The organism is Xanthomonas sp. NCPPB 2933 (assembly GCF_056725225.1).
Map to the genome: position 1 here is coordinate 5355608 of NZ_CM161518.1, position 17797 is coordinate 5373404.

General features: G+C 64.6%; 17 protein-coding genes. 11 read left to right on the top strand and 6 right to left on the bottom strand.

What is annotated here, in order from left to right:
- Positions 1 to 2: 2 nt before the first annotated feature.
- Entirely contained in the window at positions 3 to 569 is a 567-nt protein-coding gene (locus AC1PLU_RS22520; RefSeq protein WP_481107290.1) for an N-acetyltransferase family protein, read from the top strand.
- Here AC1PLU_RS22520 and AC1PLU_RS22525 read toward each other — a convergent pair.
- Positions 562 to 849, bottom strand: a complete 288-nt coding sequence (locus AC1PLU_RS22525; RefSeq protein WP_115041099.1) for a DUF6916 family protein — start codon at positions 847 to 849, stop codon at positions 562 to 564. The genes AC1PLU_RS22520 and AC1PLU_RS22525 overlap by 8 nt on opposite strands.
- Before the next feature lie 235 nt (positions 850 to 1084).
- Here AC1PLU_RS22525 and AC1PLU_RS22530 point away from each other — a divergent pair, with 235 nt between their 5' ends.
- The 8 genes from AC1PLU_RS22530 (at position 1085) to AC1PLU_RS22565 (ending at position 8329) form a co-directional block, all read left to right on the top strand.
- Positions 1085 to 1879 carry an ABC transporter ATP-binding protein gene (locus AC1PLU_RS22530; protein ID WP_006451570.1) on the top strand — a complete coding sequence of 265 codons (795 nt, stop codon included), beginning with the start codon at positions 1085 to 1087 and terminating at the stop codon, positions 1877 to 1879.
- Positions 1879 to 2628, top strand: coding sequence for an MlaE family lipid ABC transporter permease subunit (locus tag AC1PLU_RS22535; RefSeq protein ID WP_006451569.1), 750 nt, complete (start codon positions 1879 to 1881; stop codon positions 2626 to 2628). The genes AC1PLU_RS22530 and AC1PLU_RS22535 overlap by 1 nt, the downstream gene beginning before the upstream one ends.
- Before the next feature lie 11 nt (positions 2629 to 2639).
- On the top strand, positions 2640 to 3191 hold the full coding sequence (gene mlaD / locus AC1PLU_RS22540) for an outer membrane lipid asymmetry maintenance protein MlaD (RefSeq protein ID WP_023905821.1): 552 nt from the start codon (positions 2640 to 2642) through the stop codon (positions 3189 to 3191).
- A complete protein-coding gene (locus tag AC1PLU_RS22545) occupies positions 3188 to 3850 on the top strand; it encodes an MlaC/ttg2D family ABC transporter substrate-binding protein (protein ID WP_255086503.1) in 663 nt (220 codons plus the stop codon). Before mlaD ends, AC1PLU_RS22545 begins: the two co-directional genes overlap by 4 nt.
- Positions 3840 to 4133: an STAS domain-containing protein gene (locus AC1PLU_RS22550; protein WP_168959031.1), complete on the top strand. Its 294-nt coding sequence runs from the start codon at positions 3840 to 3842 to the stop codon at positions 4131 to 4133. The genes AC1PLU_RS22545 and AC1PLU_RS22550 overlap by 11 nt, the downstream gene beginning before the upstream one ends.
- 10 nt (positions 4134 to 4143) lie before the next feature.
- Positions 4144 to 5205, top strand: coding sequence for an MlaA family lipoprotein (locus AC1PLU_RS22555; protein ID WP_481107291.1), 1062 nt, complete (start codon positions 4144 to 4146; stop codon positions 5203 to 5205).
- Positions 5206 to 5672: 467 nt separating this feature from the next.
- Positions 5673 to 6461, top strand: a complete 789-nt coding sequence (locus AC1PLU_RS22560; protein WP_481107292.1) for an AraC family transcriptional regulator — start codon at positions 5673 to 5675, stop codon at positions 6459 to 6461.
- A 254-nt stretch (positions 6462 to 6715) separates the two neighbouring features.
- Positions 6716 to 8329: a GMC family oxidoreductase gene (locus AC1PLU_RS22565; RefSeq protein WP_481107293.1), complete on the top strand. Its 1614-nt coding sequence runs from the start codon at positions 6716 to 6718 to the stop codon at positions 8327 to 8329.
- Positions 8330 to 8467: 138 nt separating this feature from the next.
- Here the strand turns inward: AC1PLU_RS22565 and AC1PLU_RS22570 are convergent, their stop codons facing one another.
- The 4 genes from AC1PLU_RS22570 to AC1PLU_RS22585 all read right to left on the bottom strand — a co-directional run bounded on the left by AC1PLU_RS22570 (position 8468) and on the right by AC1PLU_RS22585 (position 11972).
- Complete coding sequence (locus tag AC1PLU_RS22570) at positions 8468 to 8887, bottom strand: lysozyme inhibitor LprI family protein (RefSeq protein ID WP_255086499.1); 420 nt, start codon at positions 8885 to 8887, stop codon at positions 8468 to 8470.
- Positions 8888 to 8999: 112 nt separating this feature from the next.
- Positions 9000 to 9548 carry a glutathione peroxidase gene (locus AC1PLU_RS22575; protein ID WP_481094721.1) on the bottom strand — a complete coding sequence of 183 codons (549 nt, stop codon included), beginning with the start codon at positions 9546 to 9548 and terminating at the stop codon, positions 9000 to 9002.
- A gap of 217 nt (positions 9549 to 9765) precedes the next feature.
- Positions 9766 to 10146 (bottom strand): hypothetical protein, encoded by a 381-nt coding sequence (locus AC1PLU_RS22580; RefSeq protein ID WP_481107294.1) that lies wholly within the window; start codon positions 10144 to 10146, stop codon positions 9766 to 9768.
- 239 nt (positions 10147 to 10385) lie between these two features.
- Positions 10386 to 11972, bottom strand: coding sequence for a DNA recombination protein RmuC (locus tag AC1PLU_RS22585; RefSeq protein WP_481107295.1), 1587 nt, complete (start codon positions 11970 to 11972; stop codon positions 10386 to 10388).
- Positions 11973 to 12326: 354 nt separating this feature from the next.
- Here AC1PLU_RS22585 and AC1PLU_RS22590 point away from each other — a divergent pair, with 354 nt between their 5' ends.
- The gene (locus tag AC1PLU_RS22590; protein WP_481107296.1) at positions 12327 to 12950 is read left to right on the top strand and encodes a glutathione S-transferase family protein; all 624 of its coding nucleotides are present in this window, start codon (positions 12327 to 12329) and stop codon (positions 12948 to 12950) included.
- A gap of 334 nt (positions 12951 to 13284) precedes the next feature.
- Complete coding sequence (locus AC1PLU_RS22595; RefSeq protein ID WP_481107297.1) at positions 13285 to 14700, top strand: amino acid permease; 1416 nt, start codon at positions 13285 to 13287, stop codon at positions 14698 to 14700.
- Between the two features lie 157 nt (positions 14701 to 14857).
- Here the strand turns inward: AC1PLU_RS22595 and AC1PLU_RS22600 are convergent, their stop codons facing one another.
- Positions 14858 to 17335 carry a GH92 family glycosyl hydrolase gene (locus tag AC1PLU_RS22600; RefSeq protein WP_481107298.1) on the bottom strand — a complete coding sequence of 826 codons (2478 nt, stop codon included), beginning with the start codon at positions 17333 to 17335 and terminating at the stop codon, positions 14858 to 14860.
- Positions 17336 to 17797: the final 462 nt, after the last annotated feature.

Here is a 17797-nt window from a genome sequence, read left to right on the forward strand (position 1 = left end):
CCATGCAACACGATGCCTGCGTTGCGCTGGCGAGCGAGCAGCCCGGCATAGTCCGTCCGCGTGCGCTGATCGCACGCGGCATCTCGTTGCGACCTGAGCGTGACGACGATCTGCCCTGGCTGCGGGATCTCTATGCCGACACACGCAGCGACGAACTGGCGCACGTACCCTGGCCGGAGACGACCAAGCGCGCGTTTGTGGATCAGCAGTTCACCCTGCAGCGCACGCATTATCGGCAGCACTATCCGGACGCCGACTTTCTGATCGTGCAGACGCCGGACGAACGCATCGGCCGGCTGTATCTTCAGCGCGCAGCGCTGCGGCACGTGCTGGTCGATATCAGTCTGTTACGGGGTTGGCGCGGCAAGGGCGTGGGCACCGCATTGATCGTGCATGCGCAAACCCTGGCGCAGGCCGCAGGCTGTGGCGTGGCGTTGCACGTCTTGCATGCCAATCCTGCGGCGCGCCGGCTTTATGCGCGCCTGGGCTTTCTCGCGGGCGACGCCAGCAGTACCCACCTCGCGATGCACTGGCAGCCCGCCGAGATGGCGGCCACGCCGCTCAGTTGAAGATGGCCTGATACAGAAAGCCATCGCGCTCGCGTGCCACCGGCACCAGAAACACCCCGACCTCGCCCAGCCGCGTGTGGCGCAACTGATAGATCTGCTGCGGAAACAGGAATGCCGAGCTGTTGCGGAACAGCAGCGAGAATGGCGCGCGATGGACTGCGTGCTTGGTGGGCAACGGCCGTGCCTCCACCAGCACGAATGGAACCTCGCCTTCGTTCAATGCGGCAGAGAACGTTTCGTTGACGCTGCCTGCGAAGTGCTCCAGGGTCAGTAAGTCCATTTTGTGCTCATGGTCGGCAGAGAGTTCGATCATCCACATCGGGCATACCTGCCACAACAGCTGTGCGCTCGAACGCTGCATTGGGTCATGCATGAGACGGCTTGTTGCATTCGCATTAGCCGCAATCCGTCTGCTGCGGTACAGGCGTCATGCGACAATACTGCACGCGCCGGTTCGGTTATGTTCAGCCGTGTGACGGTTACTCTATCGCGTTGGAATTCTGTTAAAGGCTTCGATGACGGCGTCCGCATCTCCTGTCGTGCAGTTGTCCGGTGTCCGCATCGATCGCGGCGGTCGCACGATCCTGCGCGACGTCTCGCTCGACGTGCCACGCGGCAGCATCACTGCCGTGCTCGGTCCCTCCGGTAGCGGCAAGTCCACCTTGTTGGCCGCGCTGACCGGCGAGCTGCGTCCGGTCGCCGGCACCGTCACCCTGTTTGGTGAAGAGATCCCGCGCGGCAACCGTGCGCTGCTGGAGATGCGCCGCAATGTCGGCGTGCTGCTACAGGGCAATGGTTTGCTGACCGACCTGAGCGTGGCCGACAACGTCGCACTGCCGCTACGCACGCATACCCGCCTGCCGGCACCGGTGCTGCAACGCCTGGTGCAGATGAAGCTGCATGCAGTGGGGCTGCTCGCCGCCGCCGATGCCTGGCCGCGCGAGTTGTCCGGTGGCATGGCGCGGCGGGTGGCGCTGGCGCGTGCGCTGGCACTGGACCCGCCACTGATGATCTACGACGAACCGCTGACCGGCCTGGACCCGATCGCCTCGGGCGTGATCATGAGCCTGATTCAGCGCCTCAACGACAGCCTGGGCCTGACCAGCATCATCGTCAGCCACCACGTGCACGAAACCTTGCCGATCAGCGATCAGGCCGTGGTCATCGCCAATGGCGGCATCGTGTTCGCCGGCACGCCCGCGCAATTGCAGGACAGCACCGACCCGCTGGTGCAGCAGTTCCTGCATGGCCAGCCGGACGGCCCGATCGCCTTCGATGCGGCGCCGCGGCGCGACCGGAGTGCTGCCTGATGGCCATGGTCGAATCGATCCGCGCCTTCGGTCGCGCCGGGCTGTTCTCGCTGACCGTGCTGCGCGGCTCGGTGCCCACGCGCGACTTCATCGCCGAGTTGGTGCGCGAGATCTACAAGGTCGGCGCGCGCTCGCTACCGATCATCGCCGTCGGCGGCGCCTTCGTCGGCCTGGTGCTGACGCTGCAGGGCTACCGCACGCTGACCACCTACGGTGCCTCCGATGCGCTGTCCACCCTGCTCGGCCTGTCGCTGTACCGCGAGCTGGCGCCGGTGCTGACCGCGCTGCTGTTCATCGGCCGCGCCGGCAGTTCGATCGCCGCCGAGCTCGGCCTGATGCGCGCTACCGACCAGATCAAGGCGCTGGAGCTGATGGCCATCGACCCGATCGCCAAGGCCGTGGCGCCGCGCTTCTGGGCGGCGGTGCTGACGGTGCCGTTGCTGACCGGCGTGTTCTGCTCGCTGGCGATCACCGGCGGCTACTTCGAGGCCGTACACGTGTTGGGCATCGACAACGGCACATTCTGGTCGGGGTTGAGCAACAGCGTGGACTTCTGGGACGACTTTGGCGTGGCAATGCTCAAATCGGCGATCTTCGGCGGCACTGCCGCACTGGTCGCCGCCTACGTGGGCTTCCACGCCGAGCCGACCATCGAAGGCACCTCGATCGCCACCACCCGCGCGGTGGTGAACGCCTCGCTGCTGGTGCTGATGTTCAACTTCGTCCTTTCTGCAATGTTGTTTAGGTGAGTGGAATAACTATGGCCATGCGTGGACCACGACTCGAATTCGCCGTCGGCGCCTTTTTGCTGCTGACCCTGGCCTCGCTGCTGGTGCTGGCGGTGGCCTCGACCAACCAGCGCTGGGGCTTCGGGTCCAGCCAGTACACGCTGACCGCGCGCTTCAGCCAGATCGGCCAGCTGCGTGCGCAGGCGCCGGTGAAGATCGGTGGCGTGACCATCGGCAAGGTCTCCGACATCAGCCTGGATCCGACCAAGTTCGATTCGGTGGTGACCTTGTCGCTGGACAACAAATACAAGGATCTGCCCGCCGACACCTCGGCCGGCATTTTCACCAGCGGCCTGCTGGGCGAGAGCTACATCGGGCTGCAGCCGGGCGGCGACCCGGAAACGCTCAAGCCGGGCGAAGAAATCGGCTTCACCCAGCCGGCGGTGGATCTGCTGCAGCTGGTCGGCAAGTACATGTTCAGTGGTGGCGGTAGTGGTGGCAGCAATGCCCCGGCCGCCACCGATGGCCAGGCCCCGCCGCCTGCCCCGCCCGCTTCTCCCTCTACGGAACCTCACCACCAATGAAAACCACCCTGCTCTCCGCCCTCCTGGCCTCGACCCTGCTGGTGTGCGCACCGGCCACCGTGCTGGCACAGCCGGCCGCCGCCAGTGCGCCTGCACAGGGCGCGGCGACCAAGACCGTCATCGATAGCAGCACGCGCATCCTGAGCACGCTGGACCAGCGCCGCGCCGAGTTCCGTGGCAACCCGGCCGCGCTGCGTCAGTACATCGATGGCGAATTGAACAAGGCCTTCGACCGCGACTACTCGGCTCGTCTGGTGCTGGGCGTGAACGGCCGTGGCGCCTCCGATGCGGACGTCAAGCTGTTTGCCGATGCGCTGGCCGACAACCTGATGCAGCGTTACGGCACCGCGTTGCTGAACTTCGAAGGCAAGCCGACCTTCCGCGCCAAGTCCGAGAGCGCGCTGCCGGGCAACCGCGGCGTCAAGGTCTCCACCGACCTGCTGCGCGCCGGCAACGACCCGACCCCGGTCGATTACATGATGCGTAACGTCGGCGGCCAGTGGAAAATCTTCGACGTGATGATCGAAGGCATCTCCTACGTGCAGACGTTCAAGACCCAGTTCGACGGCCCGTTGCGCGAGAAGGGCATCGCCAAGGTCGCTGCAGAGTTGCGCAGCGGCAATCTGCAGGTCGGTGCGGCACCGGCCAATGGCAAGTAACAGCTCCGTGCAACGCAACGGCGACACGCTGGCACTCACCGGCGTGCTCGACCGGGCGGCGGTCACTGCGGCCTGGCCGCAGGCGGTCGCGCAGCTGGACGGCATTCGCACGCTCGACCTGTCCGGTGTACAACGCCTGGACAGTGCCGGCGTAGCGATGCTGGCCGAACTGGCTGCACGCGTGCGCAGCACTGGTACCGTTACGGTGGTGGGTGAGGCGTCCGGTCTGGACGAATTGCGCGCCGCTTATCGCTTGTCCCCTACTTTCGATTTTCAGGCGTGAGCGCCACCCCATGACCCAGTTACGCCCCCTCTCTTTGTTGGCCGCCTGCCTGCTGCTTGGTGCATGCGCCAGCCAGACGCCGAAGTCCGCCCCGCCCGCAACTGCGACCAGCATCGCGCCAAGCGCTGAAACACCGGTCCGCGACGATGCTGGAGTGACCGCGCAGCCGGCCGCTGCCGGAGTCCCTGCACCGGACGCGTTGCCGGCCACTGCCGTCACTGCCGCTGCGCCTAGCGACCAGGCCAGCGCCGATGCCAGCGGCAGCAGCTCTGGGGCGCCTACCGCCGCTGAAGACGACTTCGACGCGCTGTATGGCCCCACCACGCCGCAAGCCGGCGGCAACGGTGCCCCGGCACAGCCTGGCGCGCCGACCTACGACCCGTGGGAGCGCTACAACCGCGGCATGCACCGCTTCAACATGGCGGTCGACCGCGGTGTGGCGCGTCCGCTGGCGACCGCCTACACCAAGGTGGTGCCGAGTCCGGCGCGCCTGGGCGTGACCAACTTCTTCGACAACCTCGGCACGCCGCTGACCATGGTCAACCAGCTGCTGCAGGGCCACCCGGTGTATGCGGTGCAGTCGCTGGGCCGCTTCGTGATGAACTCCACGTTGGGCGTGGCCGGTCTGTTCGACCCTGCCTCCGCAGCCGGCATTCCGCGCCGCAGCGAAGACTTCGGTCAGACCCTGGGTGCCTGGGGCTGGCGTAACTCGCGTTACTTCGAGCTGCCGCTGTTCGGCCCACGCACCGTGCGCGATACGGTTGGCTTGGGCGGCGATATTCCACTGTCGTGGGTGCGCCAGGTCGACGATGGCGGTGCGCGCTTTGCCCTGCAGGGCTTGCAGCTGGTGGATACGCGTTCGCAGCTGATGTCGCTGGATTCGCTGCGCGACCAGGCACCGGACGAGTACGCCTTGACCCGCGATGCCTGGATGCAACGCCGCAACTACCAGATCGTGCGCGATCTGCGCAGCCATCGCGAAAAGAACACCGAGCTGCCCGACTATCTGCGCGAAGACAAGGACAGCACTGTGCCGGTGGACGCGATGCCGATTCCGCAATGGATTCGTTGATCGGTTGAGTTTGCGGTTTGAAGTCACTACGAAAGCCCGGGAGCGATCCCGGGCTTTTTGTTTTTAGAGCGGCTCTGAGTGCGACAGCTCTGGCGAAACTACCGAGCATTTCAAAAGCGCCCTCTACCGCATTCAATACCGACCCCAACCTGGGCCATTACCAGGGCCGTAGCACGCAGTCGGTAATTGATCGGGAAACAGCGTAGGGTGACGCGGCTTGAGCGCAGCAACCTTGTGGCCTCGCCTGGTCGGCTCACCTCCGGTATCTCGGCATGTCGAGGCCGTCACCGAGATACGTCTTCATGGCCGTCACCGCTTTGGACCAACAACTCATCCGATTCGAACCGAGTGCCGATGCGCGAGCGGCCTGGTCCGAGGTCATGCTTGAGCGGCATGGTTTGTATTGTGCGTTCGACGCATCGAAGTCGCTACATTCCACGGCGCAACACTGGAATCTTGGGAATGTGGTGTTGACCCTGGCAGACCTGAGCGCCATGGCCCTGGCACCGGCTGGCGAAAAGCAGGCCGCGTGGCAGGGGGAATGGCTGTATCTGAAACTCATGACCGGCGGTGAAGTCGATATTGAAATGGCCGGCGTGCAGCAGCGCTTTGCGGCCGGCAGCATGTTCATGCTCGATCCGAGTGGTGCGTTCAGCGAGTCATTTGCCTTACGCAGCCAAATGACGGTGTTGCGGATTCCAAAGTCGGGTTTACGCGATCGTGGCCTGCGCCACACGTTGAACGGTTTGCTGGTGCCGGATATGGAGTCGGCGGACATGCGTGCCACGCGTGATCTGATTCATTGCATCGCCGCGCAGCACGTTTCGCCAAGCACGCACATGCGGTATCTGATGGAGCAGCAGTTGCTCAATCTGGTGGACGCGATACTTGCCACCCCCACCGAGACGGTGAAGCAGCGCAGTAGCGCGGCGGTGGTGTTTCGTGCAAAGCGCTACATTCGTCAGCATCTGGGCGATCAGCAGCTCGATAGCGCCGCAGTTGCCGCAGCGGCGCACGTGTCGGTCAAACATTTGCAGCGCCTGTTCCGGGCCGAAGACAGCGGTGTGATGCGGTATGTCTGGCAGGTGCGCCTGCAGCACGCGCACCGCCTGTTGAGCGAGAGTAATGGGCAGGCGGCGAGCGTCCAGGAAATCGCCTGGCGTTGCGGGTTTGCCACTGCCGCACATTTCAGCCGTGCGTTTCGGGCCTGCTATGCCATGTCTCCTTCGAATGCGCAGGTACAGCGCCTACGTTGAGCAGGCATGCTTTAAACAGACGCGTTTGCCTCGTTTCAGAAACGCGCCTTGCGGACATGTACCACGCGCCTTGCAGATAAAAGAATCCGACGGTACGCGGCATAGAATCGATCCGTTGTTGAACAACTGATTCATGCCCGGAGCGCGCAATCGGATTGCGCCCATTCCTTTTTTTTTCATCGCCGACTTATCGGCACGTATCGTCGCGCCTGGCGCTTGGCGATGCTGCCCGCACACGTTTCAAGGATTTCTGCATGCAAGCGCACCGCACTGAACTCTATACCGCCGAGTTTGCTCGGCGGGTCGACGATAATCAACGTCACCTAAGAAACAATCTGGCCGCCGAGTACGATTACATTATCTGTGGCTCGGGCACGTCGGGCTCGGTTGTCGCACGCCGCCTGGCGCAAAACCCTGACATCACCGTATTGCTGCTGGAGGCGGGCGGCAGCGACGATGTGGCCAGCGTCAGCGACGCTTCGGTCTGGTTTACCAATTTGGGCAGCGAGCGTGACTGGCAATTTCAGGCGCAACCCAATCCGCATTTGAATGACCGTGCGATCCCGCTCTCCATGGGCAAGGTGCTCGGCGGCGGTTCGTCGATCAACGTCATGGTCTGGGCACGCGGGCACCGCAGTGATTGGGATTACTTTGCCAGCGAGTCGGGTGATGCTGCCTGGAATTATGAGGCGACGCTGGCGACCTACCGGCGTATCGAAGACTGGCGCGGCGAGCCGGATGCCGAGCGCCGGGGTACCGGCGGTCTGGTGCTGGTGCAACCGGCGCCCGACCCGAATCCGGTGGCGCCGGCCATGTTGTCTGCCGCGGCGCAACTGGGGATACCGACATTCGACGACCAGAACGGTGCCTTGATGGAAGCCGGCAGTGGTGCCGCCATCGCCAATCTTTGCATCGAAAACGGGCACCGCCGCTCGATCTTCAGACGCTACGTCTATCCACTCATGGCACAGCCGAACCTGACGGTGCTGACCCATGCCCATGTCTTGCGTGTGGTGCTGGAAGGCAAGCGGGCCGTCGGTGTTGAAGTGCTTCATGCAGGCAAAGTTGGTCGCATCAAAGCCAGGCAGGAAGTCGTGCTTTCGGCTGGTGCGCTCCACACCCCGAAGATCCTGATGCATTCGGGTATTGGCGAGGCCGGTCATTTGCTCGAACACGGGATCGAGGTGGTACAGGACCTGCCGGGCGTCGGCCAGAATTATCAGGACCACATGATGGTGTCGGGGTGCATCTGGGAATATGAGCAAGCGTATGCGCCGCGCAACAATGCCGGCGAATCGACCTTTTTCTGCAAGAGTCATCCAGACATGGACACGCCGGATCTGCAGACATTCCTTGCGGAAATCCCGATCGCCAGTGCCGAGGCGCAGGCGATGTTCAACCCGCCTGCTGCTGCATGGTCATTGCTGCCGGGGCTGGTGCGCCCCAAGAGCCGTGGATCGATCACCTTGAGCGGATCCGACCCGATGGACCCGTTGAAGATCAATACCGGCGCATTGTCGGCACCGGAAGACGTGCAGGCGCTGGTTCGCGGTGTGGAGATCTGTCGCGACATCGGCAACAGCGCATCCATGCGTCCCTTCGTGAAGCGTGAGGTCATGCCGGGTGCCTTGCACGGGAAGGGGCTCGAAAACTTCGTGCGCAATACCGCCTCCACCGTGTGGCACCAGTCTTGCACGGCGAAGATGGGCCGCGATGCGATGTCGGTGGTGGACGCGCAACTGCGGGTCTATGGCATCGACGGGTTGCGAATCGCAGATGCCTCCATCATGCCGCGAGTGACGACCGGCAATACCATGGCGCCGTGCGTGATCATCGGCGAACGCCTGGGCAGGCTGTTGACCTGTTGATCGACGCATCGCGCCGTGTGTGCAACGCTTCGATCATTCGATCAAGAACGGCGATCTATTAGGTCGCCGTTCTTTTGAGCGTGCAGCTGCGTGACCAGTCGATCAGCGTGGCAGATGCGCCATCGCGTAGCCGCAATGTCATTTGCCAGAACGCAACGCAGGTTCGGGCCTGATCGACGGCGTGCGGTCGACATAGGTGAGATAGTGTTTCCATAGATCGTGCGACCGCTGATCGTTGAGGTCGACGATGCAGCTTGCTGCCTTTGCCGGCCCAACCGTCGCATTGCCCCACTGTTTGCGTACGTTGCCGCATTGAAGATCTTTGTACCTTGTCCAAGCCGCTTGTGCGTTGTCGAACGCGTCGGCTGGAACATTCAAGACCGTCATCGCCCTTTCGCGTGCGGCGGTCAGATAGTCAGTCAGACGATCCTGCGATAGGCCGACTTCGTCATTCCAGCATGCGTTGCTTTCCGCTGTTGTGGCTGGGTTGAAGCATCGGGGTGCCGCCTGCAATGCCGGGCAGCCGAGGAGCGTCAGGATGACAAGGATGTAACGCATCGACATAGGCCATTGGAGTCTGTTCTTGCGCAATGATTGGGCTTGCGTGCTGCATCTGTGTTCCGCCTCCGCCGTACCCTCACCCCAACCCCTCTCCCGGGGGGAGAGGGGCTCAAGCAGTCGCTAATGCTGCATCGACTGCCTGCCGCAGGCGTGCGTCGTCTGCGGGGACGTCGGGGGCGAAGCGGGCGATGACCTGGCCATCGCGGGCGATCAGGAATTTTTCGAAGTTCCACAGCACGCCGGGTGCCGGGTTGGGCTGGATGCCATAGCCGGCCAGTTTTTCGCGCATCGGGCCGTCGCCGGTGGCCTGCGGGTGTGCGCTGGTCAGCTGCTGATACAGCGGATGCGTGTCGGTGCCGGTGACTGCAATCTTGGAGAACATCGGAAAGGTCACGTCATAGGTGAGCTGGCAGAACTGGGCGATCTCCGCCTCGCTGCCGGGCTCCTGGCCTTTGAAGTCGTTGGCTGGGAAACCGAGCACTTCCAGACCCGCTGCCTGCTTGTCGCGATACAGCGCTTCCAGGCCTTCGTACTGCTGGGTCAGGCCACACTTGGAGGCGACGTTGACCACCAGCAGCACCTTGCCGCGATAGTCGGCCAGCGTGGCGGGCTCACCGTCGATACGGGCCACGGGAATGTCGTAAAGCGTCTGGCTCATCGGTATGTCCTGGGCAGGGAGAGCCGAGAGCATAAACCGCTGAAGCCGAGCGAGCGATGCGGGTGTCTGACGGTGCTTGCGGTTGGCTGTTGCTTACAACTTTCTGTTGCTGCAGTTGGCTTTGCTGCAGCCGGCTGTTGCGACAGCTGGCGACCACTGCGTGCACTGGCGGATCAGCTGATCCGCCAGTGCTAACGCTTAAGCACATGCAATGCCATCAATCGATGCACAACGCGGCCTGGCCCATGCCGCCGACCACTTCCTGGCGGCAACCGAAGCGGTCGCTGTCGCGCTGGCAGGTACCCGAGGTGGCGGTGCCGGCGGGCACGATGCTGGTGGCCAGGCAATCGCCACTGCAGTCGGAGTTGTCAGTGCAGGTCTTGCCGGCATCGGCGTACGGCACCACGCAGCGCACCGTCTGCATGCGACCGACCGGGCGTAGTTGCCCACCTTTTGCGGTGCATTCGGCAGCATCAGCAGAGACTGCGCGCGGTGGTGGTTGGGCGCCCGCTGCAGCGCCCGGCTTGGCAGCCGGAGTATTGCTGCATGCGGTCAGCAGCAGGGCGCAGACCACTGCATAGATCCATCGACGCGACATGGCACTCTCTTTTTGAACAAGGTGCGTGCAAGCATCGCGGTGGCGATGTCTGCGTGGTGTGCTTGGCGTCTGGCGCAGGAATGCCACGTTGCAGGCCTGCCGTTGCAGGAGCGGCCCTGGCCGCGATGAGGCGTTATCGATAACGCCTCGTCGCGCCCGGGTGCGCTCCTACGTTGTCCTCTCCTGTGGTGCCGCTGGCCTGCCGGAATGGCAGCGCCGTGTCGCGGCATGCGGCCGGATTACTCCTGGTCGTCGCCTGCGTCGTCTTCGCCGCTGCTGACGGTGTCATCGCTACCGGCATCGTCCAGCAGTGCCTGCGAGTGTTCGTTGGAGAGCGTTTCCACGCCACGCAGACGCCGTTCGATGGTGCGGGTCTTGCGGCCGGCATCGCCCAGGGTCTTGCCGACGGTGTTGATCTGGCGTTCGGCCTTTTCCAGGATGCCGGCGAACTTGCCGAACTCGCTCTTGACCGCACCGAGCAGCCCCCATACTTCGCTGGAGCGCTTTTCGATGGCGAGGGTGCGAAAGCCCATCTGCAAGCTGTTGAGCAGCGCAGTAAACGTGGTGGGCCCGGCGATCACCACGCGGTGTTCGCGCTGCAACACATCGACCAGGCCGGGGCGGCGGATGGTTTCGGCGTACAGGCCTTCGGTGGGCAGGAACATCACGGCGAAATCGGTGGTGTGCGGCGGGCAGATGTATTTGTCGCTGATCGATTTGGCCTGGATGCGGATCGCGCGTTCCAGCTGATTGCCGAGCAGGCGGATCTGCTCGATGTCGCCGGCTTCCTGCGCGTCGAGCAGGCGTTCGTAATCTTCGCGCGGGAATTTGGAATCGATCGGCAGCCACACCGGGGTGTCTTCGTGCCCACGACCGGGCAGGCGCACGGCGAAATCCACTGCTTCGCTGGTGTCCGGGCGCACGCGCACGCTGCGCGAATACTGCTCGGCGGTGAGGGTCTGTTCGAGGATGTTCTCCAGCTGTACTTCGCCCCAGCCGCCGCGGTTCTTGACGTTGGTGAGCACGCGCTTGAGATCGCCCACGCCGGTGGCCAGCTGCTGCATCTCGCCCAGGCCGCGCTGCACTTGTTCCAGCCGCTCGGAGACGATTTTGAAGGAGGCATCCAGGCGCGTGTTGAGCGTGGTCTGCAGTTTCTCGTCGACGGTGGCGCGCATCTGTTCGAGCTTGCTGGCGTTGTCGTTCTGCAGATTGGCCAGCTGCTGTTCCAGGGTGGCGCGCATCTCGCCGATGCGCAGTTCGTTGCGCTGAGTGAGCTCGTTCAAGCGCTGGCTCAAGGCCTCGGTGAAGCGCTGCTGCGACTCGCCGGCTTCTTGCCGGCCCTTGCGTGCGTCTTCGGCCAGTGCCTCGCGCAAGGTGGCCATGTGCGTGTCGGTGCGTGCGATCAACTCGGTCAGTTGCTGGCCGAACACCTGGATGCGGGTTTCCTGCTGCTGGCCGAAACCTTCGAGCTGGGTGCGCAATTCGGTCAGCCGCAAGGTGAGCAGTTCGCCGGTGCGCTGCTGCGCCTGGCCGCTTTCTTCGCGCGCCTTGCGTGCGTCTTCGCCAAGTGCGTCGCGCAGCAGGTCCAGCCGTTGATCGGTGCGCGTGGAGAGCTCGGTGAGATTGCGCGCGAAGGTTTCCAGGCGGCCGTCCTGCTGCCGTGCCAGGCCTTCGAGTTGCTCGCGCAGTTCGCCGCGCCCGTCGCGTTGCTCGGCGCGCAGCGCCAGCTCCAGGCCGCTGGTAGAGGGGCGCCGCAGCAACGCGAGCAGCTGCAACACGAGGACTACGACGAGCAGTCCGAGAAGGATCAGGGATTCGGATGACATGCGTGCAGTGTAACGGGCGCCGTCGCAAGGGCTGCGTCGGGAGTGGACGCAGTGCACAGGATGACGGGCGTGTCGGGTTGCGCCGTGGCGCAGTTCTCATCTTGATTCACTGCCTGTGTTGCTTGGCATGCCAGCGCAGAGTGCGTTGAAGCGCCTATCACCGACGTGGTTCCAACCTGCATGCAGGCACCACGCAGCTCCCTGTAAAGGCAACGCTACGGCAGGGGCGACCACTCGGGCGTGGTGGCATGTACGTTGGCAGGCATGGATGCAGAATTGCAGCGTCTGCTTCCACACGGTGCGCGCATTGCCCGCCGTCATCGCCCTATGTCGCCATTGGTTATTGAGGATCACATGCTCGAAATCTACGGAAAGCCGACCTCCATCAATGTGCGCAAGGTGCTGTGGCTGTGCGAGGAGTTGGCGCTGGACTACACGCTGCACGCGTATGGCAGCGGGTTTGCCTCGGTGGACACGCCGGCGTTTCGCGCGCTCAATCCCAACGCGCTGGTGCCGGTGCTGCGCGATGGCAATCTGGTGCTGTGGGAATCGAACACCATCTGCCGGTATCTGGCCGCGCGCAGCCACCGCGACGATCTGCTGCCGAGTGCGCCCGCTGCACGTGCACTGGTCGAGCAATGGATGGATTGGCAGGCCACCGAGCTCAACAACGCCTGGCGTTACGCGTTCATGGCGACGGTGCGCGGCAGTGCGGCGCATACCGATGTGCAGGCGATTGCAGCCAGCGTGCGCGAGTGGAATCGGCACATGACCATCCTCGACGCACAGCTGCAACGCGGCGGCCCGTTCGTGCTCGGAGCGGATTTCACCCTGGCCGATATCGTGTTGGGGGTATCGACGCAGCGCTGGTTTGCCAGCCCGATCGATCGGCCGGTGTTGCCTGCGGTGGAGGCGTATTACGCGCAGCTCGGGATGCGTGCCGGGTTTCAGCGGCATGGGTGTAATGGGGTGGCTTAGGGGTGCTGGACCTGGCCGGATCGCATCATGTTGTGGGGGGGGAATACGCATCGATCAGGCAGCGATCGAGCTGATGCTGCGTCGCCTGTCCGTACCCTCATCCGGCGCTGCGCGCCACCTTCTCCCGATGGGAGAAGGAATCAAACGCCCCTCTCCCATCGGGAGAGGGGTTGGGGTGAAGGTACGGCTTCACGGAATCCTTTCAGAGGCCGTCAAACCCCGTCCATAAAAGTAGCAACCGCTCCGCGCCACTCCAAACAACATCACCACCGATAGCATTGCTGCAGCGCGTTGGGCGACACTCGCGCATTCTTTTGGTTCCTTCGAGGTCCGCATGTCGTCTTGGCTCAGGCGCAAATCCATCGATCAGGTCACCGTGCACGAGGCCGGCCGGCAACTGGTCCGCAGCCTGAGTTGGCCGCATCTGATCGCACTCGGCATCGGCGCGATCGTGGGCACCGGCATCTATACGCTGATCGGCGTGGGTGCGGACAAGGCCGGCCCGGCGGTGCTGTTGTCGTTCGTGGCCGCCGGCATCGTGTGCGCCTGCGCGGCGCTGGCGTATGCGGAAATGGCCACGATGATGCCGGCCGCCGGCAGTGCCTACACCTACAGCTACACCGCGCTCGGCGAGAGCATCGCCTGGGTGGTGGGCTGGAGCCTGGTGCTGGAATACTCGCTGGTGGTGAGCACGGTGGCGGTGGGCTGGTCCGGCTATTTCGTCGGCTTCCTGCAATGGCTGGGGGTGGAGCTGCCGCACGCGTTGGTGGCCGGGCCGCATGCCGGCGGCATCGTCAACCTGCCGGCGGTGGTGATCACCTTCCTGGTGGCCGGCATGCTGATGGCCGGCACCAAGGAAAGCGCCACGCTCAACGCGATGCTGGTGGTGTTGAAGATCATCGCGCTGGGCGTGTTCGTGGCGATCGCGCTGCCGGCCTTCAATAGCGCCAACCTGCAGCCGTTCATGCCGTACGGCTTCTCCAAGGCGATGGGGCCCGATGGCGTAGAGCGCGGGGTGATGGCAGCGGCGGCGATCATCTTCTTTGCGTTCTACGGGTTCGATGCGATCTCCACGGCGGCCGAAGAGACCAAGAACCCGGGGCGCGATCTGTCGATCGGCATCGTCGGTTCGATGATCGGCTGCACGCTGATCTACGTGCTGGTGGCGTTGTCGGCGGTGGGTGCGATGAGCTTTACCGTGTTCGGCAAGAGCCCGGAGCCGTTGGCGCTGATCCTGCGTGAGCTCGGCCATGGCAAGGCGGCGTTGGTGATCGGTGCGGTGGCGATCATCGCGCTGCCGACGGTGTTGCTGGCGTTTCTGTACGGGCAGAGCCGCATCTTCTTTGTGATGTCGCGCGATGGCCTGCTGCCGCGTGGCTTGTCCAAGGTCAGCGCGCGCACCGGTACGCCGGTGGCGACGACGCTGTTTACGGCGGTGCTGGTGGCGGCGTTGGCGGGTGTGGCGCGGCTGGATGAAATTGCGGCACTGGCCAATGCCGGCACGTTGGCCGCGTTTACGGCGGTGGCGGCGTGTCTGCTGGTGCTGCGTGTGCGTGAGCCGACCCGTGCGCGTGCGTTCCGCACGCCGGTGGCGTGGGTGGTGGGGCCGGTGGCGATCCTGGGCTGTCTGTATCTGTTCTGGAGTCTGCCGAGCACGACGCAGCTGTGGTTCCTGGTCTGGAACGTGCTGGGTGTGGTGGTGTATGTGGCGTATGGGCGGCGGAATAGTCGCTTGGGGAAGGTTGGTTAGTCCCTTCTCCCACCGGGAGAAGGTGCCCGTAGGGCGGATGAGGGTACTGGCGAAGCCTTGTGCCATCCAACTTGGTAAGTGGCTTTGCCCCGTACCCTCACCCCAACCTCTCTCCCGCAGGGAGAGGGGCTTTTATCCGTCGGCCTGATGCTTGCGGTTACTGCGCGGCTGCAGGCGTGGCGCAGAACGAGATTGGTAATGCGTCCGCTTGCGTGCCCCAGCCTTGGGTCGGCGCCTGCCTGGTGAGCGCAAACGACAGCGTGCCGCCCTGCTGCAACTGGGCCCAATCCAGAAACACCTGGCGCTGCGGTGTGCCGTTGAAACGCACGCCCTCCACATATTGCAGCGCGCGGCCATCCGCGCCGGGGGCGTCGATGCGCAGGCGCTTGCCGTTACCCAGGTCCAGCGTCGCGCGCTTGAAGCGCGGGGCGTGCAGCAGGAACTGCCCGCTGCCCGGCACCGCCGGATACAGGCCCAGGGCGCTGAACAGATACCAGGCCGACATCGTGCCTAGATCGTCGTTGCCGGTGACGCCGTTGGGGGCGTTGGTGAACAACTGCTGCGCGGCACGCACCACGGTGGCGGTCTTCCACGGCTGGCCGATCAACGTGTACATCCACGGGGCGTGCAGGTCGGGTTCGTTGTTGGGGTTGTAGCGGTACTGGTTGTAGTAGCTGTAGGGGCCGACTACCCAGTGCGTACGCGCAGCAGTGAGCGGGTCTTTGAGCAAGTCGTCGTAGGCGAAGAAGGCGTCCAGCCGCTTGCCGGCCTGTTCGCTGCCGTGCATGGCCTGCAGCATGCCGGGGATGTCCTGCTGCAACAGCCACTGGTATTGCCAGGCGGTGCCTTCGTGGAAGCCGTGCTGCGAGCGCGGGCTGTAGTGATCGTCCGAGGGCGCGTACCAGTTGCCGTCTTCCAGACGGGGGCGCGGAAACCCGCTGAAGCCGGTGTCGGCATCGCGCACGCTGGCGTCCCAGACGCGGTGCCAGTTGCCGCCGCGTTTGCGTAGTTGCGCGCTGTCCTCACTGTGGCCGAGCGCTTGTGCCATCTGCGCCAGCGCGCAGTCGGCCAATGCGTATTCCAGCGTGGCCGAGCCGCCGTGGTGCGGGTCCACGTCCATGCCCTTGGAGGGGAAGGCGCGGTCGTACTGCACGAAGCCGTTGGCCAGGTAACTGGCATTGCCGGAGCGGCCGGAGTGGCGCGAGTTGGTCGGCGGTTGTTCGAAGGCGTTCTGGCGCAGCGCTGCGTAGGCCTCGGCCTCGTTGCCCTGCAGCGCGCCGAAGCGCCACAGGTCGACCAGGAACGGGGTGACCGGGTCGCCGGTCATGATGTTGGTGTCGTAATTGGCGTAGCCCCAGCGCGGTAACCAGCCGCCTTGCTGGTGGATGGCCAGCAGCGAGCGGCCGATATCGCGCGCGCGCGCCGGTTGCAGCAGGGCAAGCAGCTGGTTCTGCGAGCGGTAGGTGTCCCACAGCGAGAAATATTCGTAGTAGGTCCAGCCGTCGGCGCGGTGGATGGCATCGTCATAACCACGATAACGGCCATCGGCGTCGCTGCCGGTCAGCGGCTGCAGCAGGGCGTGATACAGCGCGGTGTAGGCCACGGTGCGGTCGTCGGCGCTGGCGCCGTCCAGCTGCAGGCTGGCCAGTTGCTTGCGCCAGGCCTGTTGCGCGCGTTGGCGCATCTGCTCCAGGCCCAGCAGCTTGCCGCCCTGCCTGCCGTCGGCGCGCAGGTTGTTGCGTGCACCTTCGGCGTCCACGTGCGAGATGGCACTGACCACCGTCACTGCACGTGCGTCCTTGCCCTTGCCCAGCGGGAAGCTGAGCCAGGCGCCGTTGGGTTTGAGTTCGCCGCCCATGCTGTGGCGCGCATCGGGCACGCCGCCGTCTTCGCCCCAGACCCCGTGGGCGGTGAACGAGCGGTCGAATTCCAGCCGGAACCAGGTGGTGTATTCGTGGCCGCCGCAGAAGCTTTGCGTGGTCAGTTTGCCTTCGACCACGCGGTCGCCGATCACTTGCACCTGGCTGCCGATCACCACATGGCGGTCGTTGGCCTGGCCCAGGTTGACCAGCACATGGCCGGTGTCGGCGCCGGGCGCGAAGGTGTAACGCTCGGCGGCGGCGCGGGTGAGCGCGGTGGCTTCGGCGTCGATGCCGCCGTAGTCGGTCAGGCGCACCTTGTAGTAGCCGGCCTGGCCGACCTCGCCATCATGCGTGTAGCGGGCGGCGTAGCGGGTCTGGTCGAAGGCCTTGGCGTCGCCGGTATCGAAGTCGCCACCCGGGCCGATGCGGCCGGTGACCGGCAGCACCGAGACCTGGCCGCCCTGCTCCCAGCAACCGGCGCCGGACAGGAACGAATGGCCGAAGCCGCGGATGCTGGGGTCGTCGTAGCGCCAGCCGGCGTAGTGCGCGCCGATCGGGCTGACCTGGACCAGGCCGAACGGGGCCGAGGCACCCGGGAAAGTGTTGCCGTCGTCCTTGCTGCCGATGAAGGTGTTGACCTGCGCCGGATCCTGCGCGGCCAGCGGCGCGGACACCACCATGCCGAGCAGACATAGGCCGGCGGCGGCGCGGCGCCAGAATGGCGCCGGAGCACCCTGCGAGACGGAACGATTGGACGGGACTGCAGAGAGCATGCAAGACACCTCGGGGGAAAGGGCGACCGGAGCCGCAGGTGGAGGATCCATGTCGACCGCGGCATCACCCAGCGATCGAGACACAACGACTGCGTTCGAGCAACGACCTTCACGCGATCGCGATCTCGCGCCCGACTGGCTTACTTGGATCGATCTAAATTCAATGCGGTCACAGCCATGTGTTGGCAAAGATTAAGCATTCTCAACCATCTGCCGCACACCGCGGCGCAGCAAAGTGTGCGGGCTCTTGCAGTTTTGCGGGTGCTTCAGACGTGTTGAAGCGGTCTGTTGCGCGCGCTCGGGGGGCTGCCGTTCTGAGGCGTGCCAGCTGTGCTGACGGGTAAGCCCGGCTTGGGGATCGATTTGGCTGCGCTGTGAACGTGTGGTTGAGGCGTCCCTTGGGCGTGTTGCGCGTCGGGGGCCGGACCCTCACCCCAACCCCTCTCCCGGGGGGAGAGGGGC